This window comes from Sulfurimonas sp. (assembly GCF_018698455.1).
Taxonomy (GTDB): Bacteria; Campylobacterota; Campylobacteria; order Campylobacterales; family Sulfurimonadaceae; genus Sulfurimonas.
Genome location: NZ_JABIOQ010000024.1, coordinates 56,861 through 81,126, shown reverse-complemented (window position 1 = coordinate 81,126; position 24,266 = coordinate 56,861). Strand labels below are relative to the sequence as shown.

At 33.1% G+C, this 24,266-nt stretch carries 19 protein-coding genes; 3 read left to right on the top strand and 16 right to left on the bottom strand.

Annotated features, from left to right (window positions below):
• The first annotated feature begins 284 nt into the window (after positions 1-284).
• Complete coding sequence (locus tag HOG88_RS03905; protein WP_295003418.1) at positions 285-1,601, top strand: FlgO family outer membrane protein; 1,317 nt, start codon at positions 285-287, stop codon at positions 1,599-1,601.
• Between the two features lie 51 nt (positions 1,602-1,652).
• On the opposite strand, the gene HOG88_RS03900 is transcribed toward HOG88_RS03905, so the two are convergent.
• From HOG88_RS03900 to flgH, 4 genes are all read right to left on the bottom strand, one after another.
• Positions 1,653-4,496 carry a caspase family protein gene (locus tag HOG88_RS03900; RefSeq protein WP_295003417.1) on the bottom strand — a complete coding sequence of 948 codons (2,844 nt, stop codon included), beginning with the start codon at positions 4,494-4,496 and terminating at the stop codon, positions 1,653-1,655.
• A gap of 111 nt (positions 4,497-4,607) precedes the next feature.
• Positions 4,608-5,360 carry a hypothetical protein gene (locus HOG88_RS03895; RefSeq protein ID WP_295003414.1) on the bottom strand — a complete coding sequence of 251 codons (753 nt, stop codon included), beginning with the start codon at positions 5,358-5,360 and terminating at the stop codon, positions 4,608-4,610.
• Positions 5,361-5,470: 110 nt separating this feature from the next.
• Complete coding sequence (locus tag HOG88_RS03890) at positions 5,471-6,979, bottom strand: hypothetical protein (RefSeq protein ID WP_295003412.1); 1,509 nt, start codon at positions 6,977-6,979, stop codon at positions 5,471-5,473.
• Positions 6,924-7,649 (bottom strand): flagellar basal body L-ring protein FlgH, encoded by a 726-nt coding sequence (gene flgH, locus HOG88_RS03885; RefSeq protein ID WP_295003410.1) that lies wholly within the window; start codon positions 7,647-7,649, stop codon positions 6,924-6,926. The genes HOG88_RS03890 and flgH overlap by 56 nt, the downstream gene beginning before the upstream one ends.
• A gap of 89 nt (positions 7,650-7,738) precedes the next feature.
• Between flgH and HOG88_RS03880 the strand changes: the two genes are divergently transcribed.
• On the top strand, positions 7,739-8,182 hold the full coding sequence (locus HOG88_RS03880) for a GatB/YqeY domain-containing protein (RefSeq protein ID WP_295003408.1): 444 nt from the start codon (positions 7,739-7,741) through the stop codon (positions 8,180-8,182).
• Positions 8,183-8,198: 16 nt separating this feature from the next.
• Here HOG88_RS03880 and HOG88_RS03875 read toward each other — a convergent pair whose 3' ends face one another.
• Complete coding sequence (locus tag HOG88_RS03875) at positions 8,199-11,240, bottom strand: DNA mismatch repair protein (RefSeq protein ID WP_295003406.1); 3,042 nt, start codon at positions 11,238-11,240, stop codon at positions 8,199-8,201.
• A 149-nt stretch (positions 11,241-11,389) separates the two neighbouring features.
• Here HOG88_RS03875 and HOG88_RS03870 point away from each other — a divergent pair, with 149 nt between their 5' ends.
• Positions 11,390-12,406, top strand: coding sequence for a cytochrome c peroxidase (locus HOG88_RS03870; protein ID WP_295003404.1), 1,017 nt, complete (start codon positions 11,390-11,392; stop codon positions 12,404-12,406).
• An 11-nt stretch (positions 12,407-12,417) separates the two neighbouring features.
• Here HOG88_RS03870 and HOG88_RS03865 read toward each other — a convergent pair whose 3' ends face one another.
• The 11 genes from HOG88_RS03865 to pheS all read right to left on the bottom strand — a co-directional run bounded on the left by HOG88_RS03865 (position 12,418) and on the right by pheS (position 24,226).
• Positions 12,418-13,101, bottom strand: coding sequence for a class I SAM-dependent methyltransferase (locus HOG88_RS03865; protein ID WP_295003402.1), 684 nt, complete (start codon positions 13,099-13,101; stop codon positions 12,418-12,420).
• A gap of 4 nt (positions 13,102-13,105) precedes the next feature.
• Complete coding sequence (gene hisG / locus HOG88_RS03860; protein WP_295003399.1) at positions 13,106-13,729, bottom strand: ATP phosphoribosyltransferase; 624 nt, start codon at positions 13,727-13,729, stop codon at positions 13,106-13,108.
• A gap of 49 nt (positions 13,730-13,778) precedes the next feature.
• Positions 13,779-14,387 carry a type III pantothenate kinase gene (locus HOG88_RS03855; RefSeq protein WP_295003397.1) on the bottom strand — a complete coding sequence of 203 codons (609 nt, stop codon included), beginning with the start codon at positions 14,385-14,387 and terminating at the stop codon, positions 13,779-13,781.
• Positions 14,387-14,707, bottom strand: coding sequence for a hypothetical protein (locus HOG88_RS03850; RefSeq protein ID WP_295003395.1), 321 nt, complete (start codon positions 14,705-14,707; stop codon positions 14,387-14,389). Before HOG88_RS03850 ends, HOG88_RS03855 begins: the two co-directional genes overlap by 1 nt.
• Positions 14,708-14,951: 244 nt before the next feature.
• Positions 14,952-16,541 (bottom strand): phosphoglycerate dehydrogenase, encoded by a 1,590-nt coding sequence (serA, locus tag HOG88_RS03845; protein WP_295003393.1) that lies wholly within the window; start codon positions 16,539-16,541, stop codon positions 14,952-14,954.
• Positions 16,542-17,021, bottom strand: a complete 480-nt coding sequence (locus tag HOG88_RS03840) for a hypothetical protein (protein WP_295003391.1) — start codon at positions 17,019-17,021, stop codon at positions 16,542-16,544. It lies immediately after the preceding gene.
• An 11-nt stretch (positions 17,022-17,032) separates the two neighbouring features.
• Positions 17,033-18,688: a 30S ribosomal protein S1 gene (locus HOG88_RS03835; RefSeq protein WP_295003389.1), complete on the bottom strand. Its 1,656-nt coding sequence runs from the start codon at positions 18,686-18,688 to the stop codon at positions 17,033-17,035.
• A 114-nt stretch (positions 18,689-18,802) separates the two neighbouring features.
• A complete protein-coding gene (locus HOG88_RS03830; protein ID WP_295003387.1) occupies positions 18,803-19,633 on the bottom strand; it encodes a 4-hydroxy-3-methylbut-2-enyl diphosphate reductase in 831 nt (276 codons plus the stop codon).
• Positions 19,633-20,910 (bottom strand): 3-phosphoshikimate 1-carboxyvinyltransferase, encoded by a 1,278-nt coding sequence (aroA, locus tag HOG88_RS03825; RefSeq protein WP_295003384.1) that lies wholly within the window; start codon positions 20,908-20,910, stop codon positions 19,633-19,635. Before aroA ends, HOG88_RS03830 begins: the two co-directional genes overlap by 1 nt.
• Entirely contained in the window at positions 20,907-23,237 is a 2,331-nt protein-coding gene (gene pheT / locus HOG88_RS03820; RefSeq protein ID WP_295003381.1) for a phenylalanine--tRNA ligase subunit beta, read from the bottom strand. The genes aroA and pheT overlap by 4 nt, the downstream gene beginning before the upstream one ends.
• Positions 23,234-24,226 carry a phenylalanine--tRNA ligase subunit alpha gene (gene pheS / locus HOG88_RS03815; protein ID WP_295003378.1) on the bottom strand — a complete coding sequence of 331 codons (993 nt, stop codon included), beginning with the start codon at positions 24,224-24,226 and terminating at the stop codon, positions 23,234-23,236. The genes pheT and pheS overlap by 4 nt, the downstream gene beginning before the upstream one ends.
• Positions 24,227-24,266 lie beyond the last annotated feature (40 nt).

The following is a 24,266-nucleotide window of genomic DNA, read 5'->3' as shown; positions in this document are numbered from 1 at the left end:
GATTTACACCACGATTGATAACATGATGATAACCAGCTAATATCAACTCTTAATCTTGTAGGCATTAAAAATCCTTATTTATTTTATTATGTCGATAGTTAAAAATTATATCATAAAAGTGGAGATTCATTCACAGGGGTGCAATTTTGTGCCATTATGTCATTTTTAGGTATCTTACAGCATAATACCACATATTATTACGAGGTCTTACAATGAAGAGTAAAAGATTATTTTTAATATTTGTATCAAGTGTCTTTCTAGTTAGCTTAGTATCGGCTAATACCATGAGTGGCATCGGCTTTGCCAAAACAAATACAGAGGCTAAAAAAGAAGCACTATCTGACCTTTGTCAAATGATAAAAAGTGAAGTAAGTTCAAGCTTTGAATCACATTCAACAGATGAAGGTTCATCTGCAATATCAAATATAAAAATAAGTTCAAACTTACCTATTCTTGGAGCTGAGTTTACTTTTATAGATAAACCTTTGGAAGTTGAAGCTAAAGTTGTACTAACATCTGAAAAAGTAAATGCACTATATGTCCAAAAACTTTATAATCTAAATGAAGAAATAGAATCTGCCTTAAACGAAATAGATAAATCTAAATCATCATCTTTAAAACTACAACTATATGAAGACATTTTCTCACTTATAAAAGAGTATGAAAGATATGAGAGTGTAGCCGTTATACTTGGTGCTCAAATACTAAAAAATAAAGCTATAACAAAATCACAAGTAAAAGTGGAGTTAGTAAAACTTGACTCCAAGATAGACTCGGTTGAATTTGCAGCGACAGTGTTAGCAAAAGCTTTTACTAAAAAAAATATATATGTATATCCACCTCTTATGCAAAACTCTACTACTGCTACTGAGTTTAGTTCAGTCTTTACTAAAGAGTTAAAAAGTAAACTTCATACTACTAAGTCACCTAAAAGTGCAGCGTACCTTCTAGTAGGAGAGTATACACTAACTAAGAATGCAATGATTCTCAACTATGAACTACTAAGCACTACAACAAATGAGGTTGTAGCTTCTAAAACTCTAAATATAAGTAACAATGCATATAAAGACCTTGCAACTAAACCAAAAAATATAGACTTTGACGCATTACTAAATGCTGGAATAATAAGTTCAAGTGATTTAAAAGTATCACTTAACTCAAATAGAGGAAGCCAAAATTTACTCTTTGAAAATGATGAAGAGATAGAACTTTTTGTAAAACTAAATAAGATGGGATACCTCTACATAGTTGGATATACCCAAACAAAAGATGGAAAGTTTTCATACCTTTTAGAACTAAGCGAAGGAAATGGGAACTCTAAGTTTGTTAAATTTGTAAATGCTGATGATGCTTCTAGATGGATAAGTCTTGGTGCATTCACAGTAGAGCCCCCTTTTGGAGTAGAAAGTATCCAAGTCATAGCATCTAATAAAAAGATACATATACTTCCAAATACTAAATTCGATGAAGAAAGTGGCTACTACATAATTTCTAAAGATATTAAAAAAGCACTATCTCAAACTCGTGGATTAAAAAAGAAAATAAGTAAAAAAGTAGAGATGAGTGAAGATGTAATGAGTTTTACTACTATGAAAAAGTAAGGGTATAATAAAGCATTAGAGAGTGTAAGATAGACTTATTGCTAGACTTTACTACCTAACCCCAATAGCAAAGTCAGGTACAGAATTTGGTATGATAGTTGTAGGCTTCTGCTTGCCTTTTGTGAGCTTCTTAACATTGTTAGTAACATAAAGGTCTATCTCTTTAACTGTTATAGTACCATCACTATCATAGTCAGCTCTCATTCTTCCAAGACCATCTAAAAAGCTCTTAGTAAAAGCACCATGTCCCCATTCTGCTTTTTCATAAGAGTAACCACTTCCTGTAGTAGCTGTCATGATAACACTACCACTTCCTGAGTTTATAATGCTTTTTACTGCACTTGTTATATCTCTTCTCTCTCCTGTAATATTTCCACTATGACAAGTGTCTGCAAGTAGTATTACTTTAGATGGTAGGTTACTTATGGTTTCTTTTATCTCAGTCCACTTCACAGCACTACGTCTTAGTCTATCTAGGTTAGCATCATGACTTAAGAAGTAGTACACGCCTTTATCATCATTCATACCGTGCCCAGCTATAAATATCATAGCTACATCTTTAGATGTTACTTCTTTATCTATCCAGTCAAGTGCATCAAGTATATTGTCACTATGAGCATCTTTATTTGTAAGAGTCCTAGTAATGACTTTTTTGTATACCTTACCTTCTTGGGCTTTAAACATCTTAGCCATAGCTATTGCATCTTTGTCTGCAACACCTAGGTTATACTCAGGGTTTTCATATTTACTTACACCTACACTTAGTAAGTATAGAGTTGGTTTGTAGATGTCTTTCGTTTTAGTTTTTCTTGTAGCATATACTAATACTTCATCACTCATAGCAAACTTGTTTCTTGCTTTTATGCTTATGATATTCTCACCACTGTTTAACTCAATAGTTATACTCTGAGTCTTTGAAGAACTCTTCTTTTTCTTAAGTCCTCTTGCATTTATCTTCTCACCATTATGAAGTATGATTATCTCTTTTAGAACTTCATCACTATCAACACTATACTTCACTATAATTGACTTACTTGATGTCTTAATATTTGAGCTACTTAGTAGACTTACAACAGGTGGTAGTGCATTAGATACATCAACAGTTTTAACTTTTTTAGTTCTACTTGCATAAGCTATAGCTTTTCTTTCACTTCCAGTTTGAAGTATAAGACTTATAATGTCAGGTCTATAGAAAGTATCAAAGTATTTATCGCTTCCTACATATCTTGCTTCTTTGTTTGCACCTTGGTTTATGTGATAACCTACATACTTATCTCCACCAACAGATGAGTTGAAGTAACCACTCTTGCTCCATGCTACCCATTCGTTGTCGTTGCTTACGAAGATGTTTAGCATTGGGTAAATCTCTTTATTTTCCCCAACTTCACTTAAATCCCATACCATCATAGTTTGGTCATCACTTCCACTTACAAGTCTATTGCCATCAACTGCTATACTCCAGATTTCTCCTGTATGACCTATGAGACTTGCTACCTCTTTTCCTTGTTTATTGTAGATCTTTAAATTGCCATTACTTCCACCACTTATGATGAAGTCTTTGTACCAGCCATAACATCTATGGCCTAATCCAGTGGTAGCATCTTTTATGATTTTGGATTGTGTGTAATTGTTCTTTTGTATTTCTAAGACTGCATCACCAAATCCATAGTCACCACCTTTAGAGTGTTTAAGAGAGTATGAACCATTTGTAATTTGTATTCTCTTGAAGCCGTTTGTGTTGGTTGATATATTGAAGTTTTTTAGGTTTATTGATTTTTGGAGATCACCTCTTGAATTGTGATTTTTATATGCACTATTATTTCCCAAAGTAATCTCATCACCTTTTATTCCAACACTCCATACACAGTTTCCAACACCTACTATCTTTTGTTTTACTTTGAGGGTATTTATATCCCAAGTATATATTTCATTGTTATCTCCACCACCACTTACAGCTGTGTTATTATCTATGAAGTTTACTGCCATTGTAGTATTGGTATGTTTTTTAAATGATTTGACAAGGGAGTAGTTTTTGTTGGTTTGGTATATGTTGGTATTTCGTGGACTTGTTCCAGTTCCAGCTATTAAAAACTTTCCATTTTTACTATATGCTAAACCGCTTGGTTTCGTTTCACTTTGTATGGTTTTTATTAGGTTTAAGTTGTAGTCGAATATTAGTATCTCTTTGCCATATCCGCATGTTGCTATTTGACCGCCATTCTTTAGCGATGTTGCTAAGTATTGTAGTTTATAATCACTCGTGTGAGATTTAATAACTCTTTTTCTTTTTAAGTCATAAAGTGCTATTTTATTATCAAATCCAGCAGTTATTGCGAAATAGTTTCTTTTGTTTTTTATTATCTTTACGGCATATACATCATTAGTATGAAACTTTATAGTATCTTTTAAAGTAAAGCTATCGTTTACACTCCATATCTTTGCACTTTTATCTGATGAACCACTTATGAAGTATCTGTTGTCTTTAGAAAATGCTAAGTCATATACTACATTTGTATGTGATTTTAGGATGTGGAGTAATTTCCCTGTTTTATAGTTGTAGATACGGATTTGACCAACACTTATTCCTCCTTCAGATGTATTCATAAACCCCCCAACAGCCAAATACCTTTCATCATCACTTAGTGCTATGGCATATATCTTTCCCTCACTCCCACTACCAACTTGACCTAATATCTTTCTTTTCTCTTTACCTGTATTAGAGTCCCATACTCTTATAGTTTTATCATCACTGGCACTTATAATATCTCCACTTTTAGTGACTATAATATCTTTTATTATTCCTGTATGACCTTTGGTGTCTAGTTTTAGGATGGCTTCATTTGAAGCGAAGATGCTTGTGCTTAGGAGTAGTAGGGTTAGAAAGATTATTTTCATAGTATATATCTACCTTGTAAATTGATTATCTTATTCTATCTAATTATTTCTGAAGTGTTGTGTTTTTGAGGACCCTGAGGGAGGGTCTTCTTAGCTGAGTAGAGAGAGTATTTATCTACACTCAGAATTACTAAGTTCTTTAAGCTTATACTTTACCTTATTGTTATGTATAGTTGCTACTTGTACACAAGTGGCAGTTGTGTTTTTAAGTCTAACTATACGATCTAATTTATTGTTTATATAAACTCTCACCTGCGTTTTATTATCAATATTTCCACTTTTACTATAGCGATTTACAAGTACTTTATAGGTATCGTTTTTATCAAGTTTATCTACTGTAATAGTTTCAGGTCCATACCCTTTCATAGCATCTCTATCTAACTTGACTCGATTAGCAATACTTTTTGTTGTTCTATAGCTTATATGGTAGTTATCACTTTTTAGATGTATATCTAAGTCAGAAGGTTTTTTATCCCAACTCAAAGCAAATCTTGCACTCCCTATAGGCAATGCTTTACTCATTAAAAATAGATTATTCCAGTAGCTACCAAAGACAACCATTACATTTTCATTCGCAGTTATATAGCCTGATTTTTGTAATCTTACTGGAAGTTCTCTATCCATGTTTTCAGGTGGTAATGGAAGTGTAACTATACCTTGCTCATCTGCCTCAAATGTCATTTTGCCTAAACTAAGTTTAGCATGCGCAATAGGCCTACAGGTAACTACGTCTTTTATGGAAAATCTAGCCTTTTCGTCAAACTCATCTTGTGCAAAACTTGCAAGCTCCTCACTTTTCCAGCATGAACTAGCAGAAGCACTCATCAGCAATGCCGATACTAGTAGTATTGTTTTCTTTATCATTTTCAACCTTTTTTATAGAACTCTTTAATTCAGGGCTTTCAAGCCCTATTCACCATGTTTTATATTGTATAAATATAACTAAACTATCAACATATAATAACACTTACATTCTAAATTCCTGCCCTCACATGTATAAAACTCTGAGGAATCTGAGATTTATACTGTGGCATACTCTGACCAATATTAGCATTTATATATGTTGGGTCTGCTATTACATAATCTTTATTTCCAGCCTTTACACTATCACCCTTCATAGGTATATGTAGTGCTGTAGCCATATGATCTTTATACTTGACACCAACTACAGTCACACCGAAGAGCTCTTTTACAAGATAAGAAAACAATATGGCTCTATCTTCGCAGTCAGACTTATCATAGTAAAGTGTTTCTTCGGCAAACATAACCTTTTCCCGTCCAAACTGATCTTGGTCTATTTGATAAGCAAAAGCTTTTTGCACAAAACTAAGAACAAAGTTTATTGCTACACTTGATTTTTTAGAGTCTACATACTTTTTCATATCTTTGGCTATTTCTTGGTACACACTCTCACTCATAGGTGCATTAAAGTATGTTTCGTAATCAGCTTGAGGATATGTTGCCATAAAATCTAAAAGATTTTGATCATAATGGTAAGTTGTAGTATAAGTATTGCCAAATTCTCTAAAAGAGAGTGTCTTAGACTTAATGTCTTTTTTAAAGTTAGGAAGTTTTTTAAGCCCTAAGTCCATCGCTTTATCTGCATCTGGATAGTTTTGTTTATATGTATAGAGTTTTCCAACTGAACCCTTAGCATAGTTAGCTACAACATAAAAATGTTTCTTGTTAAAAGTATAGTTTGGTGTGGAGTATATGGTTTTCTTACTATAGTGCATTAAAACAACATGCTTGTTAGCTAAACCAATCTTAACTGCATAACCCAGTTTATTAAATATAAACCATGAAAAAAGTCTTCTCTCATCTGGAGTTGCATATAAAGACTCTGAAAGTTTTGTTACTAGTAAATATGTTCCCCAATCATTTAAAGCCAACTCTTTTGTTATAGAATTTATATCTTGCAAAGTACTACTGAAATCACTTGAGGCTAAAATATCAAAAAAGTTAATAATGCCTTTTTGACTTTTAGGGTAAAAAGTTGCTGTTTTATATTTTTTATCTAAATAAAATGAAACTTCTTGGCCAAAAAAATCAAAACTTATATCTTTTTGTATTTTTTTTGGTTTCTCAACTTCTGTTTTTTCAATTATGAGAACTTTTTTAACTATATCAATTTTTTTAATAACTGGTTTTGGAATGACCTTTTTAATTTTTTTTAGTTTAATACGAACTTTCGGTCCAAGACTCTTTATTTTTTTAGGAAGAGTTGGTGTAATACTTTTTGGTTTTTCTTTTTCATAAAGAGGTTTACTCTTCGTCGCACTATACTCTTTCCATTGTGACTTTAAGTAGCTGTTAAACGCGGCATCACGCTCATCCACATACTTAGTAAAAGACTCTTGTTGTGCTCGCTTAAAGTCTTCAAAACTCCCCGCAACTAATAATGAACTTAGTAGTAAAAATAATAGACTAAAATGGCCAAATTGCTTTGAGTATTTTAGTTCCCCAACCTTGTTTAATTGCACGATCTATATCTCCTTCACTCTTATAAAGAATCTTTGCATCACTCATTTGTGCTGAGTTAATGTTATTGTTTTGATCTATATCATATGGTCTTATTACTCCACTTAGTTGAATAATCTGCTTTTGATCATCAATAAGCATCTCACGTTTTCCTGAGATAAAATAATTTCCATTTTTAAGTACCTTTACTATTCTAGCAGAAATAGTTGTTGTAAAGCTTGCATCTTTAGTAGAACTTCCTGAACCAGTGAAAGTACTATCACTTCCAGAATTAAATCCAATGTCAGTATATCCATTGATTCCCTTGACTGCACTTGCTACCATGCCATTAGCTTGATCTCCACCACTCAGGAGTCCCGCGTTTAAGTTTGCAGTATCACTCTTGGCAAGCTGTTTCGTGCCAGTATTAGTGCTTTGTGCTGCTTCAGAAATAACAACTGTCACAATGTCACTCACATTCATAGCCTTATGGTCTGAGAAAAGTGGATTGTCCCCCTGACCAAAGATACTTCCGGTTGATGTAAAATCCTTTTTATCTTCTTTAGCTGGCATCTGTTCTACATATACTGGTGGTTCAAATGTTATCTCTGGTTCTGTAAGCTTTGCTGTACATCCATTTAGTAACGCTATCGCTGTTAAGAGTAAAGTTAATGTTGAAAATTTTATATTCATAAATTGTATTCCATAGTTTCTGTGATTTTGCTATAATAATAGCAATTTTAGTTCCATATGCCGGGAGCTTTAAACAAAGGATTTATACAATGTCATTACGAGAAACAATTAATACAGATGTTAAAAACGCGATGAAAGCAAAAGAAACAAAAAAGCGCGATGCGCTACGCTTACTTATATCTGCGTTTAAACAGATAGAAGTAGATGAACGTAAAGAGTTAAGTGATGATGATGTAATCAAAATAATTCAAACGCAGGTTAAACGCAGAAACGATGCAGCTACTCAGTATAAAGATGCTGGACGCGAAGACCTATTACAAATTGAACTTGATGAAATAGCATTTTATCAACCATATTTACCAGCGCAACTCAGTGAAGAAGAACTTACTTCATCTGTACAAAGCATCATAAAAAAAGTTGGTGCTACTACGATGAAAGACATGGGAAAGGTTATGGGTATGGCATCTAAAGAGCTTGCTGGAAAAGCCGATGGTAAACGTATAAATGAGTGTGTTAAAACACTTCTAGCTTAAGAGATTTCTCTTGAAGCTACCAATCATCTAAAGTAAAGCCTTTAGACTCTTCTTCACCCTCTGTAACCTCAACACTTTTATTTATTTCAGGTTCTACGATTACATCTACTTTTGGCTTATTCATCTGTTCTTCAAACTGTAACTCAAGTCCCTTACTCGTCATAATAAAACCATCAACTTTTATCTTTCCATCATGAATGAGGTTGTGGTGTTCTTTACAAAGAGGAATGAGGTTATGCTTGTTGTCTTTGTGAAAGTGCCCTATAAAACCTGCACCATCTGCAAGACTTTTTTGAGATATATGATGTACATCTTCAGCCATCGCTCCACAGATAATACACTTTGTAACATATAACTCTTTATTGTACTTACTTGTTTTTTTCTTCACAAGAAGTTCTAACTCATCAAAGTCATTTGATAAACGCTTACGGATTGTATTTGCAGTGTCTAAAAATTCGCTATCCATATGAAGTGATTTTGCAAATTCTAAACCATATATACTACTTCCGCTTCCCTCTTGTAAAACACGGTTAAAAACCAGTGTATCTTTACTCTCATCATACTCAACACTTAGATGTAAATCTACTACATTGTTAAGAGAAGTGATCTCTTTCATAGTTGAGAGTTGGTGCAGGTGCGTTGCAAAAAGAAATAAACATCGTGTCTTTGCAAGTTTCATAATGGCAGAAGCAACGATGGCAACACCAGAAAGAGTTTCTGTTCCATGGCTTATTTCATCACCTAAGACTAATGAGCGAACAGTAGAACGGTTGAAAATATTTTTCATCTCTAGCATCTCAACTGCAAAGGTAGAAAGTCCCTTAGCAAGGTTGTCACGAGAAACGATGCGAGTAAAAAGTGAATCAAAAATAGTAAACTTCATAACAGCAGCAGAGACAAAGAAACCTGACTGAGCCATTAATGTTGCTATTCCTATACTTTTCATCAGAGAGGACTTTCCGCTAGAGTTAATTCCATACAGTAAAACTCCGTTTATATCATGTCCATCATGCACGCTTACTTCAAGCATGACTGTCTGGGGATGTGGAAGGTCCATGTTGTCACGATTTCCCATAACTATGTCATTTGGAACATAGATTCCACCGCGTTCTTGAATCTCTATGAGTGGATGTCTCAGCTGCATGATTTGCATAAAATTTTCGTCATTATGAGATTCTACAATCATTGGACGAGAGTGCTTATACATCTGGGCAACTTTTGAAGAACTCACTCCAACATCAAGGTCTGAAACATAAGCTATTACTCTATCAAAAAGAAGTGAGTATCTTCTCTCAAAAGTCGATTGAAGTTGCATATATCTATCTTTGACAAGACTCACTACTTTACGTCTGTTTTTCATGATTTTATCTGAAATAGTATCTGTAAAAGCAGAGGTGATTTTTACTGAATTTGTAAGTTTTTTGACATTAAATTCTAAAAAATACTCATCTTTTTTAAACTCTTGCTCTATCAATGAAAATCTATTTTTAGACAAAGAAATATAGTAACCTTCTTTTTCTAAAAGTCCTAAACTAACAAGCTTATTTGAACTTCCAGCATTAACGGACTCTAAAAGTACTTCTATCTTTTTCATAATGTCTTCAAACGCGATGATCATCACAGCATTTTCTTTTACAAGAGTGTCTATGGTCTCATCGACACCGTTCATTAAGAAGTTCTCATCTACCGTCGCACTTGTAAAACGCCGTGACACATCAAGGTCAATGCTCTTGTTTATGTCACGTAAAAACTCTTCTACTTCACTCTCATGAAAAGGAGTTTTTTGAATCTTGTGCTTTTTTACATACAGCATTAACTCTTTTACACTCTCCATGGAATCATAAATATGGTTCATTTCAAAAGGGTGTAAACGCGAGAGTCGTAAACGTCGTGAAAGTCTCTCCAAGTCATAAACACCACGCATCATCTCATCAAGATAACGTATATGAGAAGAAACCCTCTCTATTAGGTTGTAACGACGGTTAAGTTCACCCTCTTCCATGATGGGGTTTAAAAGTCTCTCTTTGAGTAAACGCCGTCCTATAGCTGTAGCACTTCTGTCTAACATCTTTAAAAGTGTGAACTCGCGTTTATCTTTTGAGATGATTCCCATTTGCTCTAATGCATTGTTTCCCAGATACATAAAACGTCTGTTGTCTATTAAATGTGGTTGTGACATCTTTTGAACTATGTGATAATCATGTTCTATAACAAAGTTTATAAGAATGGCTAGAGACTCTGTTATAGCGGGGGAACGTTCAAGGTCTAAGTGCTCTATAGGGGAAAGTAGAGACTGGATTTGGTACACTTCTTTAAAAAGTTCATTTTGGAACTCTATGCGAGGGCGAGTGTTATTTACTGAGTAGTGATAATGCTCAGGAATTTCTAAGTATGACATCACATGTCTCTGGTCATCTATGCCATCTAAAAAGGTAACGACTATTTCACTTGTTTTATAAACATTTAAAAGATTAAACACCTCATCTAGTGCATAAGCGGGGTCCTCGCTTGTTGAGTGTGTCTCATACAACCAAGTTTTTCCAGTTGTAACATCGATTGCTGAGTAACCAACACTATAAATGTCTTTATATTTATCGACAACAATTGATACTATATAGTTATCATCATTATCTATAATATGTTCAAAATTTGTTCCAGGAGAAACTATTTGAGCTATATACCTACTTATTTTAGGAGGCTTGCCTTTTTGTTTGACTACGATAATAGTGTATTTTTGCTCGTTTATAAGACGACTTAAATAGCGTTCAAAAGAGACGGCTGGAACACCTGCTAAAAGTGGATTTTTATCTGAATTTTCTATTATTGATTTATTTTTTTTGGTGAGTTGTATGTTGAGCAGTTCCGCTATTTCTTTAGCTTTTCCTATCTGCTCTTCATCATTGTTTACTTCATAGACTTCATAAAAAGTTCCAATCTCCATAAACACGACAGTATCACTACCATACTTCTCTTCAAAATGCCTCTGAAGTTCAAAATATGTCTGTGTTAAAAGTTTTTCTTTGTTGTTTAAAATCTCATTTACATCGGATGAACGCATTAATTTTACTTCTTTTTCAATGGTGTGTATTTATAAGGATTATAACATAAGTACAATTAAGCTAGAGATATCTATATTGTACCTTGCTACAGCTTCTTCTTAGTCTATTCATCTTATAATATATAAGCACTAATACGAGGATATATACAATGATAAAATCAATATTATTTATACTTTCAGCGACATCGGTACTTATGGCTTCATCTTTATCACAAGATGCAACAAAAGCAGGTTTAATGCCTATACCAAACTCACAGAGTGAACTTTTAAAACTTATAGATAATCCAAAGAATCATATAACAGATAAAAAAGTAAGTCTTGGGAAAAAGCTTTATTTTGACCCTAGACTATCTAAAAGTGGTTTTATCAGCTGTAACTCTTGTCATAACCTTGGTGAAGGTGGTGATGATGGAATAGAAGCAGCTGTTGGACATAAGTGGACGGTTAATCCTCACCATTTAAATTCACCAACTGTGTATAACTCTGTTTTTAATGCTAGACAATTTTGGGATGGCAGAGACCCAGATTTAGAAACTCAAGCACAAGGTCCAATTCAAGCTGGTCCTGAAATGGCTGCGACAAAAGAGCATGTAAGCACAACTATAAACTCTATGCCTTCTTACGTAACAGAGTTTCAAAATGCATATGGGCAAGATGTGAAGATTACTTTTGAAAAAATAACAGATACTATTGGCCTTTTTGAAAGAACACTCGTAACACCATCTCCATTTGATGACTTTATGAATGGAGATGAAAATGCCTTAAACACAGCACAAAAAGATGGACTTAAAACTTTCATAGAAGTTGGCTGTACATCTTGTCATAATGGTGTTGGGATAGGTGGAGGGATGAATGCATTTAATGTAACTGCAACTTATAAACACATGAATGTAGGTGATTTTAAAGGTGATAAATATGGTATGGTTAAAGTTTCGTTGCTTAGAAATATAACACAAACTGCACCCTACTTTCATAACGGTATGATTAAAAGTTTAAATGAGGCAATAAAAGAAATGGCTAGAATTCAACTTGGAACAAAACTTACAAATAAACAAGCAAAATCTATCGAGGAGTTTTTAAAATCGTTAGAAGGAAGAAAAGGGGTTATAGCTGTGCCTATGTTGCCAGCTTCTAGTGCGACAACGCCAGCACCTAATTTAAACTAACTAGAGTAACTCTACTTTTTCTTAAAGATTAGTAGAGTTTTATCTTCTGTGTCATAGAGGGAAAAAGTCTGTTTCTCTACTAACTTCAAACTCGTTATATTTTGAAATACTTTTATCTTATGAAAATGTTGTACGATTGTATCTTGATATTTTTTATAAACATCTTCTTCTTGTTTTTCAAAAAGTGTGAATTTTGTATGGAGTTCATCATTCTCAAAACTAGCATCAACACTTAAAAATTCATTCCCAGTATCATTAGACATAGTGCCCTCGGCAACATCACTAAAACCATAAAGAGTGTTTATATCTGCAATAAATACACCATCGTCTTCTAATTTATCTGCGACTGCGTTTAGAAATCTTATGAGTTCTGTTTTATCCATAAAATTTAAAACATCAAAGATACTGACTATCGCATCAAACGTACCTTCGACTTCAGTTATATCTATGCACTCTGCATCTAAACCTGCTTTGATACATTCCTCAACCATTAGAGTACTAAGGTCGATTCCTTTTGTACTCACTCCATCACTCTTCATACGAGTCATAAAGCCACCACGACCACAACCTACATCTAAAAGAGTCTTTACATCTTTCTCATCAAGTTCGGAACGATAAAGGTCATAGAGAGCTTCTGTGGCATCTTCTATACCAAGTAGATGCTCAGCTTTTGCATATAAATCTAAGTTTGTCATATATTTATTTATTCTCTGCTTTTATAACTTCGCTAATCTTCTCATAAATACTTAAAACTTCATCTTTTTTTGCAATATAAGAATTTTTATTTGCTATAAGGTATGTTGAACTAGTCATAATGTCTTGAACTACTTCAAGTCCATTTTGTTTCATCGTTGTACCAGTTTCAACTACATCAACTATCATATCAGCTAAACCGATAAGAGGTGCAAGTTCAACTGAACCATTAAGTTTAATAATTTCTACACTTACGGCACGTTCTTCAAAGTAGCGTTTCGTGATATTAACCATCTTAGAAGCCACTTTAAGTTCTGGTTTACTTAGGTCAAGTTTTTCACCGACTTTCATGCCTATAGAAACTTTACAAACACCACGACGAAGATCAAGTAAACGCACTACGTCTAAGCCCTGCTCTTCAAGTGTATCAAGTCCAACAACACCAATATCAGCTGCTTGATGGAACACATAAGTTGCAACATCTTGGTTACGAACAAGTAAAAAACGGAAGTTTTCTGTTTCTAAAATTAGTTTTCTATCATCAAATTTAAAACCATCACCAAAGATAGTTTCAAATATTTCTAGTGTTTCTTTAGCAATACGACCTTTTGGTAGTGCAACTGTTAGCATATGAGCCCTTTGTAATCTTTATAATTATCGAATTTTATCTAAATATAACTCAAAGTTTAATTAGAATGTTTTTCATACCCTTAAATATCAAAGCTTCATCAATAGTATAATCCTCAAATAGTGATTGAAGTCGCAGGGCATCACCACCAGTTAAAATAATGGGTAACTTATATGACATCACTTCACTATGTAATATTTTTAAATATCCATAACTTATAGCATCCCCAGAATTTTTAGGGAGTTTGTTTAAATCTATCTCATAATTAAATGGATAATCTAAGGCAGGTGAAATATCTTTATATGTTTTACTTATTGCATTTATACCAGGGTAGATAAATCCACCCATAAAAACACCTTTCTTTATGACATCAACTGTAATAGCACTGCCGGCATCAACAACAACTGCATTATCTGTGGCTTGAAGTGCAAAAATTCTATCTATTCCCATAGTCTCATAGTAACTATCTTTATTAATGTACTGAGCAAGATCAATCCAATTTTGTAATGGCTCAAGAGTTTGGTTAATTTTTTTGTTTACACTAATGTAATAAACTTTCTGAGTAAGAGTAATTGGATTGAAAGAATCCACACTTTTTTTATAATCTTTCTCTCCATCAAGAAAGTGATAAGAAGTATTCCCTATATCACATAACAGCATTAATAAATTTTCCAGCCTACTTCTTTAAATGCAATAGCTGCTTTAGAACATAAAGGAGCATCAATAAAAATTATTTTATTTTTAAAATTATGCTCACAAAAAAGAGTAAGTTTTATAAATATTTCTTCAAACTTATGAACATCTTTCATAAGGAGACGACTCTTTTGACTTACGGCAAAAATAGCACAAGAAACATTATGTGTATCTTTTGCATTATAAATTTTTATCTTATTTCTTACACCTAAATCTTTAGGTGAAATTTCTAATATTTTTTTATATATTTTCCCTTTTTCTCTTAGGGAGTCTACTAGCATCTGCATATCTATATTTTACCCTTTATTTATTTTCATAAAATGAAATGATTTAGAAGTTTGTTTTGCGTTTCTTATTACATTAAGTGTATTTAATAATACTATAAAATATATAAAAAATTACTAGATACAAAGAGGAAAAAAGCAAAAGTAAATTAAATATTTAGAAGAAGACATGGTAAAATTCCTTTAGAATATTCTATTTTCTATTATACTCAAGAAATAGTTAAATATATACTCCAAAGCAAAATTTTTAAATGCAAGCGTAGTTAACACCTATACACGCATCAAGAGAAGCTAACTCTTTAAGTGCTTTTTCACCAACAGCATCATCTACTAAGATGACAGCTAAAGCTTCTTTGTTGTCATTTCTTGCAAGTGAAAAATCTGAAATATTTACTTTATTATTTGCTAGTACTGTACCAACACTTCCAATCACACCCGGAATATCTGTGTTTTTAAACATAACTAGTCCACCACGAAGAGCAACATCAATATCAAAACCATCAATATTAACTAAACGCTGTACATTATCATCAAAGATAGTAGCACTTATACTTGTAGTGCCTTCTGATGTAGTTAGTTTAATAGTAATCAGATTTTTATAAACTGAAGAATCAGCACATGCTTCTGCCTCAATATTTATACCTTTTTCTTTTGCTACAAACTCTGCATTAACATAGTTTATTGTGTCACCAGAATTTTGGCTCATTGCACCCACTGCAACAAAAGTAGAAAGAGACTCTACATATGCAGCTATTTCCCCATGACCAGTTACTTTAATTGAAATAATCTGATTTTTATTAATTTGAGATTCTAAAAATCCTATTTTCTGTCCCATTTCTAAAAATGGTTTTACAAAAGAAGGTATTTTTGACTCATCAATTGGTAAGTTCATTGCATGTGGATATGCGATGCCTTTTGCTGCTTCTATTGCATTACTTGCAGCTTGTGTTCCAATGTTATACTGAGACTCAAATGTATTAGCACCTAGGTGAGGAGATACTGTTACATTATCAAGATCTAGTAGTGGATGATCTGTAGCCGGTTCTTTGTTAAATACATCTATACCTGCAAAACGGATTTTTCCATTTTTTAAGTTATTAACAAGTGCTTCTTCATTATAAAGACCACCACGTGCACAGTTAATCACAACTACACCATCTTTCATTTGAGCAAATTCAGGCTCATCAATCATACCAATAGTCTCTTGATTTTTAGGTGTATGAATTGTAATAATATCACATGCTAAAATATCTTCAAAGTTCTTAGTATAAGTCATATCAAGGTCAGTAACCTTTGATGGGTTAATATATGGGTCAAATGCAACAATATCCATTTCAAATGCTTGAGCACGTTTTGCTACACGACTTCCAATATTACCAAAACCAATAACACCAAGTTTTTTGCCCTTCATTTCATAACCATACCACTTCTCACGTTTCCATATACGTTGGTTTTTTAAGTGGTCATGAGAGTATGGAAACATTCTCATACATGAAAGTATATGAGCCATAGTAAGCTCAACTGCTGCAATTGTATTTGCAGTTGGTACATTCATAACAATTATACCTTGCTTAGAACATCCAGGAATATCAACATTGTCAACACCAACACCAGCACGAACAACGGCTTTTAAATTTGTAGCATTCTCTAAAAAGAAATCATCAACATCTGTTGAACTTCGAGTAATAGCGACATCAGCTTTTGGAATAATTTCTTTAATTAGTTTATCTTTAGGCTCATCTGCCGCTAATATAAAATTAATATTTTCATCTTCTTGAAGCATTTTAAGGCCAGCTTCATGTATATGGTCACAAACAACTACAGTATATTTTTTCATTTAATATTCCTCTTTGTACGACATTACTTTTGCCATAATTTTATAATCTTTTAGTACTTTAACTAATTTATTTAATTTATTAACATCTCGTGAATAAATAAATAAAACTACATTTGTATTCTCTTTTTCAAGATGATACTTCAGTTTATGATTTTTTAGTTCCTCTTTCAGACAAAAAAGTTGATAGGGATCTAAAATCTTTGCATATAACTTATAAGTTATAGTTTTAGTTATTTTTTCTTTTAAGTCTACTTTGACATAAACTTCATTAACAGGGTAAGAATAACCGAATTTTTCTGATTTTGAAAAGTGTTCTAACCAGACTTTTTCAGGCTTTTGTATTACAACTTTACTATTCAGAATAAGAGGTTCAGTTTCTATAAATTTCCCTTGGGAATTAATAGATATAAGAAAAAAGATAATAAAAATAGCTACTCCTACTGAAATGAGTGGAGTAAGCCATTTTAAAATCTTTTGCATTTTAGCAATGCTTACTGAAATTTATCTTTTATTAGGTCACCTAAAGAGTGTGACTCCGTGTCATTAATCTCTTCAAGCATTTCTTGATTTTTAAGATAATCTAATTTTTTAACAGAAAGACGTATACGATCGCGTTTTGTATCAATATTAGCTATTGCCGCTTCTATAGTTTGTCCAGCTTCAAGTTCACCTTTTACAAGTGGCTCCAAGTCTTCGTCACGGATAAGTGCATCAACACCATCTTCAAGAGATACAAATACACCAAAGTCTTTAATATCACGTATAGTTCCAGAAACGATTGAGTTTACTTTATTCGCTGTAGCAAATTTATCTATCGGAGACTCTAAAAGAGTTTTACGATTTAAAGATATTTTTTGATCTTCTGAATTGATTTTAGCAATTTTAACTTCAATCTCATCACCAGATGTTAAAGTTTCTTTTGCTTTTGTATTTTTATCCCATGAGATGTCTTGGTTATGTAAAAGACCTTCAACACCTGAAATGCGAACAAACGCACCAAAGTCAGTAAGTGAAGTGATAGTTCCAGTAACAATGTCACCTTCGTTATAGTTCTTTATGAACTCATCAAATGGTTTTGGTAAAAGACGCTTAAGAGAAACACGTAGTTTATGAGTCTTAGAATTAATTTCAATAACTTCAACATCTATCTCTTCGCCAACAGTTAAATAATCATTAGGATTTTTAACATTTTTGTTCCAAGAAATTTCTGAGATATGTAAGAAACCTTCAATATCATTACCAAGGTCAACAAATACACCATAAGCTTCAATATTTGAAACTGTTACTGTAATAGTATCGCCTTCATCTAATTCAGACTCAACTTCAGCCCATGGATCAGATATAACAGCTTTAATAGATAACGAAAGATGGCGCTTATCTTTATCGTAAGAAATAGCTTTAACAGTTACTACATCGCCATCTTTATAAAGCTTTGAAGGGTTGACTGGACCTTTATAGCTAATTTCATTGTAGTGAACTAAACCATCAACACCACCAACATCTACGAACATACCGTAAGAAGTGATTTTTTTGATAGTCCCTTCAACAACAACATCTTCTGCCATAAGTTGATCAATAATCTCTTTTTTCTTTTTGCGCTCTTCATTGAAAAGTTTACGACGAGAAACTACTATAGAGTTCTCAGCTGGATCTATCTTTACAACTTGTGCTTTGATCTTACGACCAACAACTTCGTCAGTCTCTTTAAATGCAGCAAGTGAACGTGGCATAAAGAAAGAAACATCATCAGCTTCAACTACATAACCACCACGATTCTTTTTAGTGATTATACCTTCGATGATTAATTCTTCAAAATCGTCTTTGTTGGCTTCAATAAACTCAATAGTTTTTTCTTGCTCTAAAACTTTTGTATAAGAAATCTTAGGACGCTCATTATAATAGCCCATTTGCATAACTTTAATTTTATCACCACAAGCGAACTTGAGTGTACCATCTTCATTACGAATCTCATCAAGGTTTATAATACCTTCTAGCTTATCGCCAACGCCAACTAATGCTCTGTTTTCATCCTCTTGGATCTCAACAATCTCACCTTCTACTATACGGCTTGTTTCTTGCTTTTTTTCACTTTCTGCAAACATTGCTGCAAAATTCTCTTCATCTAATAATTCGTTATCGAACGCCATTATCTATCCTCTGTTACATAAAAATTGTCGTGATTATATCTAAATAATGATTATATAGCTATAAAAATGAGGAAGAACTCTGAAAAGAAAAAGAAAGTGTTAATAAAAACTAAATCAATTAACACATTTTTCTATACTATTTATTACATTTTTTATAATCCAGTCAGGAGTTGAAGCTCCTGCACTAATTCCACAAAATTCTTTTTTATCAAACCAAGTAGTTAAAATTTCAGTTTCATCTTCTATATGATAGCTGTCAGGACAATTATCGGTAGCAATACTAAAGAGTTCTTTAGTATTAGATGAATTCTTTCCACCTATTACTATCATTACATCAGCTTTTTTTGAAATATCATATACAGCTTCTTGATTTTCAAAAGTAGCATTACATATAGTGTTAAAGACTCTAACTTCTTTATAACGCGGAATAAGATAGTTTACAATCATCATATAATCTTCGACTTTTCTTGTTGTCTGAGCAACTAAAGCAATATTTTCTTTAAATTTCATATTTTTCACATCCTCTACCGAAGTAACAACTCTAGCTCCATGTGTTGCATAAGACTTTACACCTTTAATTTCTGGATGTTGTTCATCCCCAAAAATCAATACATCATAACCTGCCTCACTCATCTCTTGGCAAATTTCCTGTGGTTTTGTCACATAAGGACATGTCGCATCAACAACATCAACACCCTTCGAGTGAAGTTGTACTAATTCATCCTTAACTATGCCATGCGTTCGAACAATCACTTTTTCACCAGCTTTAAAAGATTTAAAATCTTCATTAAGACCAACCTTAAAGTTTTTATCTAGTCTTCCAATCTCTTTTGAATTATGAATTAGAGGTCCATATGTAACAGAATTTGTATTTTCTTCTGCTATCTTAATAGCACGTTTAACACCAAAACAAAAACCATAATTCTCAGCAAGTTCTATTTTCATTATTTCTCAACTTTTGTAATTTTTTCAAGTAATTCAAAAAAGTTTGGAAAAGATGTATTGATGCATTCTAAATCTGTAACTTCCATCCCGCACTTTAGTCCTGCAATAATAAAACTCATTGCTATTCTATGATCACCATCACTATCTACTACCGATGATTTTAATTCACCGCCAACAATTTTATATCCATCTTTATACTCATGCACTTCTATATTTGAAGTACGAAGGCCCTCCACCACTGTAGAAATTCTATCTGATTCTTTAACACGAAGTTCCTCGGCATTTTTAACAAGACTTTCACCTTTAGCACAAGCCATAGCTATTGAAAGTACTGGAAGTTCATCAATTAACCATGATATGTTGTCTTCTACTACGATACCATAAAGTGGTGCATATTTTATATGTATATTACCAATTGGTTCATACTTGTTATCTTTAATCTCATAGCTTATATTTGCACCCATTCGCTCTAGTGCTTTAAAAGCTTCTATTCGTGTTGGATTAAGGGTAAGCCCTTCTAGCAAAATATCCGAATCAGGTATTATTGCTGCTGCAACAGCGAAGAAAAAAGCACTTGAAGGATCTGCTGGCACCCTAATAGTTAAAGGTGAGAGAAGTTCTTTCATCGGAGTAATAGTTGTTTTAAAACCATCAACTTTGATATTTGCTCCCATTCCCTGTAACATTCTTTCAGTATGATCACGAGAAAGTTCTGGTTCAGTATATGTACAAACACCATCAGCTCGGAGTCCTGCTAGTATCATACAAGATTTTACTTGTGCAGATGCTATCTTACTCTTATAATCAAAAGCTTTCAACGATGCTCCACGAATACTTAGTGGTGCAAGATTAGACTCTTCTCTACCATCTATAATTGCACCAATATCACGAAGAGGCCCCGTAACACGTTTCATAGGACGACTTCGTAAATATTTATCACCAGTTAGAACAAAATGCCCATAAGCTGAACTTAAAAGTCCACAAAATAAACGCATCCCTGTTCCAGAATTACCACAGTCAAGAACTTCAAAACTCTCTTGAATTCCTTTTGATGATATTTTTATAATTTTTCCATCATCTTCTACTACAGCACCAAGGTTTTTAACAATTTCTAAAGAGTTCATTGTATCTTCAGCACGTAAAAAGTTCTCTATTGTACTTACACCATTACCAAGCATAGCAAACATAACACTTCTATGAGATATAGATTTATCAGAAGCGATGTCATCAATACAAAGCGAAAAGCTATTTGAAGGGGTAACTACAACTTTACTCATCTTAGGCCAATACCTAACTCACGCTGAAGTGATTCTAAAATTGTATTCATTGAAAGTGTAATATCTTCTTCTTCTAATGTTTTTTTAGTTGACTGAAGTACAAAGCGTAGACTTAAGCTCATACTTTCACCTAAGCTATCATCGCTATATCTATCTACAGGATAAAAACGCACTATTTCTTGTGTTGCATTCGCTTCAATGACAGTTTTAACTTTTTCATAACTCATCTCTTGTGGCATAATAACACTTAAATCTCTAAAAGATGCCTGATACTTGGATGTTTTCTGCGCTATTTTAAGGCTATATGGAATTTTCTCAAAGTCTATTTCACACATAAAAGTTGTTTCTAGATCATACTCTTTTTCTACATGAGGATGTGTTCTAAAAAGTTCGCCAACTACAGTACCATCAATCAAAATTTCTGCTGTTTGAAAATCATGAGAAAGAGTATGTAATGTATTATATTTTCTTAGTTCAAATGAACCAATAACATCAGAAACCTTCTGAGTAAAATATGCAAAGTCTATCTTTTGTGGTTTTCCTGAGTTTGATAAACCCTCTTGTTCTTTATCTCCTGAAAAAATCATAGCTAATTTATATGATTCATCCCGAGTTGGAGTAAATACAGAACCAATCTCAAAAAGTTTTACAGAAGAATAACCATTTTTAACATTCGCAGATGTTGCCTTTAGTAATCCTGTTAAAAGAGTTGGTCTTAAAGTATCTAATGTTTGGACAATAGGATTTAAAAGCTCTAGTTCTTCAATAGTTGTTTGGAAACCAAAATTATTAAGAACTTTTTTTTCATCAAAAACAAAATGAACAGATTCATTAAAACCAGTTGATGCTGCACGATGTCGAAAAATACTACGTTTTTTATACTCAAAGTAGTTATCCTCTAGTCGATTATCTTCTTTAAGAAGAAATGGTTTAGATGGTATATTATCAATACCAACCATTCTTACAATCTCTTCAACTATATCTTGTTTATTAAGTATGTCATGACGGAACTGAGGCACACTAATTACAAAATTATCTGCCGATGATTTTGATATGTTAAACCCGAGATTTTTTAATATTTTTGTGATAACTATTTTATCAATCACGGCACCAATAATATTGTCAATTTCCTGCTTTGTAACAATGACAATTTTTTCTTTAAAAGGATTTGTCAATTCTGTTTTACCACTAAATGTAGAACTTCTTGAATGTGATTCAATTAAATCAACACAGTAAGATATTCCCATTGTCAATTCAGGTTCACTACCTCTTGATGTTTTATAAAACATAGGTCCTGAAGCCATCTTCGACTCTGACATCTTTTTAGAAATTATTTCAGGAGGAATATAACTCGCTTCAAGTAGGATTGTTCCCTCTGTCCCAGCAGTTTTTGACTCATCATTTTGAATAATACCAACAATAGAAGCTGTACTAGTTCCTGAAATGCATGCAAATCCATTTTCGTCTTCAGTTAGTGCCACGTTAGCCATTTTTTTATTTTCAGCACAAAAAAAGTCATGTTTATATGCACGTAAAATAACACCTGTACTCTGTGTTACATAAAGAAGTAATGCTTCTATATCACACTCACGATTTTCTTCAATTTGAGCTAATCTAAGTTTTATAGATAATGGAATTTCTAACTCTTTTAAATCAAGTGCTTTATACTGTAAATTGACATCTAAATTTTTCTCATGAATTAAAGAAAAGACTCTTCCAATTCCACGTTTTTCATCATTATCAGTTTCTATGTAGTCATTAATAGGTCTATCAAATGCCGCGCTAAGGTCACGCGCAACACCTCTAATACTTAGACAATCACCTCTATTTGCAGTAAGTTCAATTTCTATGAGATCATCATTAAAAATACTGTTTTCATTTACTTCTTGACCTAATTCAAATAAACCAATACTCTCATCTATTTCAAGAATACCATCACCCAAGTCAGGTAGTCCTATTTCCTCTGCTGAACATATCATACCATCAGAGTCTACACCACGCAATTGTACAGGTTTTATAGTAAGACCTGAAGGCATTTGAGCTCCAATTACAGCGACTACAACAGTTAATCCAGCTCTCACATTTGAAGCACCACAAACAATTTGACGAATACTTGAGCCGATATCAACCTGACATACATTTAGTTTATCAGCATCAGGGTGTTTTTCACATTCTAAAACTTTTCCAAAAATAATTTTTTTTGGAATTCTATATTCATGAACCCTATCTACTTCCAGTCCTATGGCATTAAAAGTTTTTGCAAGTTCATCAGTTGATATTGCACGAAGATCTATCCACTCATTTAACCAAGATTTTGTAACTATCATTGAAACTGCTCCAGTAACTTTAAATCACCTTCAAACAGTGAACGAAGATCTCCAATTTGGTGAATAAGCATCGCAAAGCGCTCTACTCCAAGTCCGAAGGCATAACCACTAACATTTTCATACTTCACAGCTTCGAAAACATTTGGATCAACAATTCCACATCCTAGAACTTCTAACCATCCCGTTTGAGAACAAACACGACAGCCATCTCCCTTACAAAAAATGCAAGAGATATCTACTTCAGCAGAAGGTTCCGTAAACGGAAAGAATGATGGACGAAAACGAACATCAACATCACTAAACATATATTTTAAAAAATCTTCTAAAATAAACTTTAGATTTGCAAAAGAAACAGTTCCTTCTTCATCTACTAATAGACCTTCAACTTGGTGAAACATAGGTGTATGTGTTAAATCATAATCCCTACGAAAAACGGCTCCTGGTGCTATCATGCGAATGGGAGGCTTAGTACTCATCATAGTTCTAATTTGAACAGGTGATGTATGTGTTCGAAGCATCATCTCATCTTTAAAGTAAAATGTGTCTTGCATATCACGTGCAGGATGATACTTTGGAAGGTTAAGTGCTTCAAAGTTGTTAAAGTCATCTTCAACAATCTGACCTGTTTTTACTGCAAAGTTCATAGATGAAAAATATTCTACGATTTTGTCCATTGTCTCCATAACAGGGTGTAAGGCACCTGCTTGACTTCGAGCACTAAACATTGAAACATCAATTGCTTCTGCTTTCATAGCTATTTGCAATTCTTGGGTTTGCAGTGTTATTTTTTTTGCTGTAAACTCATTCATTAGAGTCGATTTGTGAGTGTTTAATTCTTTAGCTATTTGAGATTTTTCCTCATTTGGCGCTGATTTCATTTTTATAAATTCAGCTGCTAAAACACCTTTTTTACCAAATACAGCTATACGGATGTCTTCAAGTGTTTGAACATCCTTAGCTTCATTTATTTTATCATACCATTCTTTCAAATTTACTCTTCCATAATTATTGATTTTATCTATTATTATA

Bases quoted from the DNA above. Each gene is read 5' to 3' on its own strand.
- HOG88_RS03905 (WP_295003418.1), top strand. From the start codon at position 285: ATGAGTGGCATCGGCTTTGCCAAAACAAATACAGAGGCTAAAAAAGAA.
- HOG88_RS03900 (WP_295003417.1), bottom strand. From the start codon at position 4,496: ATGAAAATAATCTTTCTAACCCTACTACTCCTAAGCACAAGCATCTTC.
- HOG88_RS03895 (WP_295003414.1), bottom strand. From the start codon at position 5,360: ATGATAAAGAAAACAATACTACTAGTATCGGCATTGCTGATGAGTGCT.
- flgH (WP_295003410.1), bottom strand. From the start codon at position 7,649: ATGAATATAAAATTTTCAACATTAACTTTACTCTTAACAGCGATAGCG.
- HOG88_RS03880 (WP_295003408.1), top strand. From the start codon at position 7,739: ATGTCATTACGAGAAACAATTAATACAGATGTTAAAAACGCGATGAAA.
- HOG88_RS03875 (WP_295003406.1), bottom strand. From the start codon at position 11,240: ATGCGTTCATCCGATGTAAATGAGATTTTAAACAACAAAGAAAAACTT.
- HOG88_RS03870 (WP_295003404.1), top strand. From the start codon at position 11,390: ATGATAAAATCAATATTATTTATACTTTCAGCGACATCGGTACTTATG.
- HOG88_RS03865 (WP_295003402.1), bottom strand. From the start codon at position 13,101: ATGACAAACTTAGATTTATATGCAAAAGCTGAGCATCTACTTGGTATA.
- hisG (WP_295003399.1), bottom strand. From the start codon at position 13,729: ATGCTAACAGTTGCACTACCAAAAGGTCGTATTGCTAAAGAAACACTA.
- HOG88_RS03855 (WP_295003397.1), bottom strand. From the start codon at position 14,387: ATGCTGTTATGTGATATAGGGAATACTTCTTATCACTTTCTTGATGGA.
- HOG88_RS03850 (WP_295003395.1), bottom strand. From the start codon at position 14,707: ATGCAGATGCTAGTAGACTCCCTAAGAGAAAAAGGGAAAATATATAAA.
- serA (WP_295003393.1), bottom strand. From the start codon at position 16,541: ATGAAAAAATATACTGTAGTTGTTTGTGACCATATACATGAAGCTGGC.
- HOG88_RS03840 (WP_295003391.1), bottom strand. From the start codon at position 17,021: ATGCAAAAGATTTTAAAATGGCTTACTCCACTCATTTCAGTAGGAGTA.
- HOG88_RS03835 (WP_295003389.1), bottom strand. From the start codon at position 18,688: ATGGCGTTCGATAACGAATTATTAGATGAAGAGAATTTTGCAGCAATG.
- HOG88_RS03830 (WP_295003387.1), bottom strand. From the start codon at position 19,633: ATGAAAATAGAACTTGCTGAGAATTATGGTTTTTGTTTTGGTGTTAAA.
- aroA (WP_295003384.1), bottom strand. From the start codon at position 20,910: ATGAGTAAAGTTGTAGTTACCCCTTCAAATAGCTTTTCGCTTTGTATT.
- pheT (WP_295003381.1), bottom strand. From the start codon at position 23,237: ATGATAGTTACAAAATCTTGGTTAAATGAGTGGATAGATCTTCGTGCA.